Source organism: Nonomuraea sp. SBT364 (assembly GCF_001083785.1).
GTDB lineage: Bacteria > Actinomycetota > Actinomycetes > Streptosporangiales > Streptosporangiaceae > Nonomuraea.
Genome location: NZ_LAVL01000301.1, coordinates 1 through 4593, shown reverse-complemented (window position 1 = coordinate 4593; position 4593 = coordinate 1). Strand labels below are relative to the sequence as shown.

General features: G+C 68.2%; 7 protein-coding genes and 1 pseudogene. All 8 read left to right on the top strand.

Translation table 11 applies throughout. The features are described 5' to 3' along the window. Window positions 1-332: pseudogene (locus tag ADY59_RS46630) on the top strand (tRNA (guanosine(37)-N1)-methyltransferase TrmD); the annotation flags it as partial. Between the two features lie 138 nt (window positions 333-470). Next, a complete protein-coding gene (gene rplS / locus ADY59_RS46625; RefSeq protein WP_049577597.1) occupies window positions 471-833 on the top strand; it encodes a 50S ribosomal protein L19 in 363 nt (120 codons plus the stop codon). Between the two features lie 141 nt (window positions 834-974). Beyond that, window positions 975-1838 carry a signal peptidase I gene (lepB, locus tag ADY59_RS46620; protein ID WP_053175839.1) on the top strand — a complete coding sequence of 288 codons (864 nt, stop codon included), beginning with the start codon at window positions 975-977 and terminating at the stop codon, window positions 1836-1838. Next, complete coding sequence (gene lepB / locus ADY59_RS46615; RefSeq protein ID WP_049577592.1) at window positions 1835-2425, top strand: signal peptidase I; 591 nt, start codon at window positions 1835-1837, stop codon at window positions 2423-2425. Before lepB (ADY59_RS46620) ends, lepB (ADY59_RS46615) begins: the two co-directional genes overlap by 4 nt. 45 nt (window positions 2426-2470) lie before the next feature. Beyond that, window positions 2471-3139, top strand: coding sequence for a ribonuclease HII (locus tag ADY59_RS46610; RefSeq protein ID WP_049577590.1), 669 nt, complete (start codon window positions 2471-2473; stop codon window positions 3137-3139). Between the two features lie 39 nt (window positions 3140-3178). Next, window positions 3179-3502, top strand: coding sequence for a DUF2469 domain-containing protein (locus ADY59_RS46605; RefSeq protein WP_049577587.1), 324 nt, complete (start codon window positions 3179-3181; stop codon window positions 3500-3502). A gap of 195 nt (window positions 3503-3697) precedes the next feature. Further along, on the top strand, window positions 3698-4051 hold the full coding sequence (locus ADY59_RS46600; RefSeq protein ID WP_049577585.1) for a YraN family protein: 354 nt from the start codon (window positions 3698-3700) through the stop codon (window positions 4049-4051). Then, on the top strand, window positions 4052-4593 hold a 542-nt coding region (locus tag ADY59_RS46595), incomplete at its 3' end, for a magnesium chelatase domain-containing protein (RefSeq protein WP_049577582.1). It abuts the gene before it with no gap.

The window sequence follows — 4593 nt, the reverse complement described above, 5'->3', positions numbered from 1 at the left end:
TCGGCCGGCTGCTGCCCGGCGTGCTCGGCAACGCGCACTCGGCCGTCGACGACTCCTTCGCGCCCGGCGCGATGCGCAACCTGCTGGAAGGCCCCGTCTACACCAAGCCGCCGGTGTGGCGGGGGCACGAGGTGCCCGCCGTGCTGCTGTCCGGCCACCACGGGAAGGTCGCCCGGTGGCGCCGTGACGAGGCGCTGCGCCGTACCGTCGCCAACCGGCCGGAGCTGGCGGCGGCGATCGACCCCGCCACGCTCGACAAGCACGACCGGCGGCTGCTCGACGAGCTGTCGGAGCCCGCGTTTCGCCTCCCGCCGGAAGATGTGGCACACTGAATCGTTGCCAATCGTCAGGTGGTTGGTCAGCCATGCCCGGGAAAGCGTTCCCGGGTTCACCAGATCAGCAAGCGTGTCCGCCACGAGCTCAGGCCGGGTGGACCTCCGCGTGCTCGCGAGACTTGAGGAACAGCTCTCATGCACACGAAGATCCAGGAGCTCGAGAAGGCGACCCTGCGCAGCGACGTCCCGGACTTCCGCCCCGGTGACACGCTCGAGGTTCACGTCCGAGTCGTCGAAGGCAACCGTTCCCGTGTCCAGGTCTTCAAGGGGTTCGTGCTGCGCCGTCAGGGCAGCGGCGCCCGCGAGACCTTCACCGTCCGCAAGGTGAGCTACAGCGTCGGCGTCGAGCGCACCTTCCCGGTGCACAGCCCGGTCATCGAGAAGATCGTCCTCGTGACCCGTGGCGATGTCCGCCGCGCCAAGCTCTACTACATGCGTGACCTGCGCGGCAAGGCCGCCCGCATCCGCGAGAAGCGTGAGACGGCGCCCGCGAAGTAACCAGGCTTCCCCCGAATGGCTCGCACCGGAGTGCGGGCCATTCGGCTTTGCGGGGCCCTTTCCTTTATGTGGAGCGACTCGTGAGCGGTGTAACGTCGGTCGAGGCTTGTCGGGCCGGTACATCATCTAGGCTCGTCAGCAATGACTAGCGAGAGCCAGGAGCACGGCGCGCCGCGCCGCCCTGTCGAGGACGAGGTGGACGTGGTCGCCGAAGACACTCAGAAGCCGGCAAAAGACGGGAAGAAAGAGAAGAAGAAGGGGTCGTTCTGGAAAGAACTCCCCGTCCTGGTCGTCGTGGCGCTGGCACTGGCGCTGATCATCAAGACCTTCGTGATCCAGGCCTTCTACATCCCGTCCGAGTCGATGGAGAACACGCTCCTCACCAACGACCGGGTGCTGGTCAACAAGCTCGTCTACCACACGCGTGACATCGAGCGCGGCGACGTGGTCGTCTTCTCCGGGGTCGACTCCTGGGACGGCGAGTTCCAGTTCGAGGAGCCGGCCAATCCCGTCGCGGGCTTCTTCCGCTGGGTCGGCACCGCGTTCGGCGTGGTGCCCGGCGAGAAGGACTACATCAAGCGCGTCATCGGCATCGGCGGCGACCACGTCAAGTGCTGCGACTCCCAGCAGCGCATCACCGTCAACGGCGTCGCGATCGACGAGAGCGACTATCTCTACCCGGGCAACCTGCCCTCGCGCGAGCCGTTCGACATCACGGTGCCGCCCGGCCGCCTGTGGGTGATGGGCGACCACCGGCAGGTCTCGCTGGACTCGCGTTCGCACACCGGCGACCCGGGCGGCGGCTCCATCCCCGAAGGCCAGGTCATCGGCCGCGCCTTCGTGATCGTCTGGCCGTTCTCGCGGGCGACCACCATCCCGATCCCCGACACGTTCGCGCAGCCCGCCCTCCAGGCGCTCGGCGGGTCCGCCCCGCTCGTCGCGGGTTTCGCCCTGGCCGTACCCTTGGTCGTGGTCCGTCGGCGCTGGCTGGTGAAGAAGCGATGACGGCCGTCACCAAGAAGGCAGAGGGCGTGGAGAAGAAGAAAAAGAGCGGCTTCCGGGAGACGATCCTCCTGCTGGTGCTGGGCGTGGGGATCGCGTTGCTGCTCCAGGCGTTCGTGGTCGGGTCGTTCTACATCCCCTCGGAGTCGATGCAGAACACCCTGAAGATCAACGACCGGGTGTTCGTCAACAAGCTCGCCGGTGCTCCCGAACGTGGCGACATCGTCGTGTTCAAGGGCTGGAACGGCGAGGACACGATCAAGCGGGTCATCGGCGTGGGCGGCGACCGGGTCGTGTGCTGCGACTCCAAGAAGCGCCTCACGATCAACGGCAAGGCGCTGGACGAGCCCTACCTCTACCCCGGTGACTTCGCCTCCGGCGACAAGTTCGACGTCACGGTGCCCCAGGGCAAGGTGTGGCTGATGGGCGACCACCGCAGCGCCTCGGCCGACGCGCGCAGCCACATGGAGGAGCCCGGCGAGGGCTTCATCTCCGTGGACGACGTGATCGGCAAGGCCGTGGTGCGCTACTGGCCGCTGTCGAGGGGGACGATCTTCACCACTCCCGACGGCTTCGCGAAGATCGAGTAGCTTCGGTCGCGGTATGCGGCTAATGGGGCGTACGCTTCCTGTGTCATGACAGTTGCGTTCCGCCCTCGACCGAGCGTCGTCCGGCGTGATTCCGGGCTCTACGCCTACGAGCGGGCGCTCGCCCGCCGCGGCCTCACCCCCATCGCGGGGGTCGACGAGGCCGGTCGCGGGGCCTGCGCGGGCCCGCTCGTGGTCGCCGCCGTCATCCTGCGCAAGGAGATCAACGGCCTGGGCGACTCCAAGCTGCTCTCCGCGGCGGTGCGCGAGCGCCTCTACGACCGGATCGTCGACACCGCCCATGTCGGTGTCGTCGTCATCCCGCCCGGCGAGATCGACTCGCGCGGCCTGCACAAGTGCAATGTGTCGGGCATGCGGCGGGCGGTCGCGCGACTGTCCTGCGACCCTGGGTACATCCTGACGGACGGCTTCCCGGTGCCGGGCCTGCCGGCGCCGTCGCTCGCCGTGTGGAAGGGGGACCAGGTGGCGGCCTGTGTGGCGGCCGCGTCGATCGTGGCCAAAGTGACGAGGGACCGGATGATGGTCGCCCTGGACGGCGACTTTCCGCTGTACGGTTTCGCCGAGCACAAGGGGTATGTGACACCACAACACCGTCTCGCACTGGAGACACACGGCCCGTGCCCGCACCACCGTTACTCCTTCGTCACGGTGGCCAGGGAGATGGGCGAGAATGAAATGGGGGCCGGCGTTGCCTAGCAGGGCACACCGGGGGACCGGTACGACAGGAGGACCGCGATGAGCGCAGAGGATCTCGAAAAGTACGAAACCGAGATGGAGCTGCAGCTTTACCGCGAATACCGCGATGTCGTCGGGTTGTTTACGTATGTGGTGGAGACGGAGCGGCGCTTCTATCTGACCAACTCGGTCGACCTGGACGTTCGCACGGCGGAGAACGGTGACGTGTTCTTCGACGTGAAGATGACGGATGCTTGGGTGTGGGACATGTACAGGCCCGCACGATTTGTGAAAAACGTTCGGGTGGTGACGTTCAAGGATGTGAACGTCGAAGAACTGGCCAAGGCTGACCTGGAAATGCCGAAGGAGGGCTTTTCCGGCTGATTTCCTCAGGTCGCCCTGACCTGGGGCGGCCTTCGATTTCCCGGCTCCGCACGGGAGTGCTCGCGCCGCGGGTGTGTGGCGCCGCCGTCCGCTTGTCCACACCCCCGCGCCGGCACCCCGACTTATCCCCAGAACCCCGTTCGGCCGCCATCCACCCCGCCTCCATGAGCGAAAGTCGCTCCCCGGAGGTGCCACATGGCCGCGAAGAACGACCTGGGCAGGCACGGCGAGCGACTGGCCGCCGACTACCTGCGATCTCAGGGCATGACCATCATCGACCGCAACTGGCGCTGCCGCCGCGGTGAGATCGACATCATCGCCGAGGACGGCGCCACGCTGGTGGTGGTCGAGGTGAAAACCCGATCGAGCAGATCCCACGGCACGGCGCTGGAGTCCGTCCGCCCGGCGAAACTCGCGCGGCTGCGCACCCTGGCCGCCACCTGGCTCGCCACCCAGCCCCAGTCCTACGCGACCGTGCGGGTCGACGTGGTCGCCCTGGAGCGCTTCGCCGGCGACTACTCCCTGCGTCACGTGCGGGGGGTGAGCTAGATGGCGGTCGCCTCCACCCGCAGCGTCGCCCTCGTCGGCGTCACCGGCCGCACCGTCGAGGTGGAGGCCGACGTCGGCAACGGCCTGGCGGGCATCCACCTCATCGGCCTGCCCGACACCGCGCTGAGCGAGGCTCGCGAACGCGTCAGATCGGCCGTGGTCAACAGCCGTTACGCCTGGCCCGACGCCCGCATCACCGTCAGCCTCTTCCCGGCCAGCCTCCCCAAACGAGGCAGCCAGTTCGACCTGGCCATCGCCGTGGCCATCCTGGGCGCCGCCGGGCTGGTGCCCGCCGAGTGCGCCCTGGACATGTTCTTCCTCGGCGAGCTCGGCCTGGACGGCCGCCTGAGGCCGGTGCGCGGCGTCCTCCCGTCGGTCCTGGGCGCCGCCGAGCACGGAGCCGGCACCGTGGTCGTCCCCGCCCCCAACGCCGCCGAGGCGGCCCTGGTCCCCGGTGTGAAGGTGGTCCCGGTCGCCGACCTGCGCCAGCTCGTGGAGTGGCTCCGCAGGGGCGACCCCCCGCCCGACATGCCCCCACCTGC

What these genes read in the sequence shown, in the direction of transcription:
- ADY59_RS46600 (WP_049577585.1), top strand. Translation starts at nt 3,698, where the DNA reads ATGGCCGCGAAGAACGACCTGGGCAGGCACGGCGAGCGACTGGCCGCC.
- ADY59_RS46610 (WP_049577590.1), top strand. Translation starts at nt 2,471, where the DNA reads ATGACAGTTGCGTTCCGCCCTCGACCGAGCGTCGTCCGGCGTGATTCC.
- rplS (WP_049577597.1), top strand. Translation starts at nt 471, where the DNA reads ATGCACACGAAGATCCAGGAGCTCGAGAAGGCGACCCTGCGCAGCGAC.
- lepB (WP_049577592.1), top strand. Translation starts at nt 1,835, where the DNA reads ATGACGGCCGTCACCAAGAAGGCAGAGGGCGTGGAGAAGAAGAAAAAG.
- lepB (WP_053175839.1), top strand. Translation starts at nt 975, where the DNA reads ATGACTAGCGAGAGCCAGGAGCACGGCGCGCCGCGCCGCCCTGTCGAG.
- ADY59_RS46605 (WP_049577587.1), top strand. Translation starts at nt 3,179, where the DNA reads ATGAGCGCAGAGGATCTCGAAAAGTACGAAACCGAGATGGAGCTGCAG.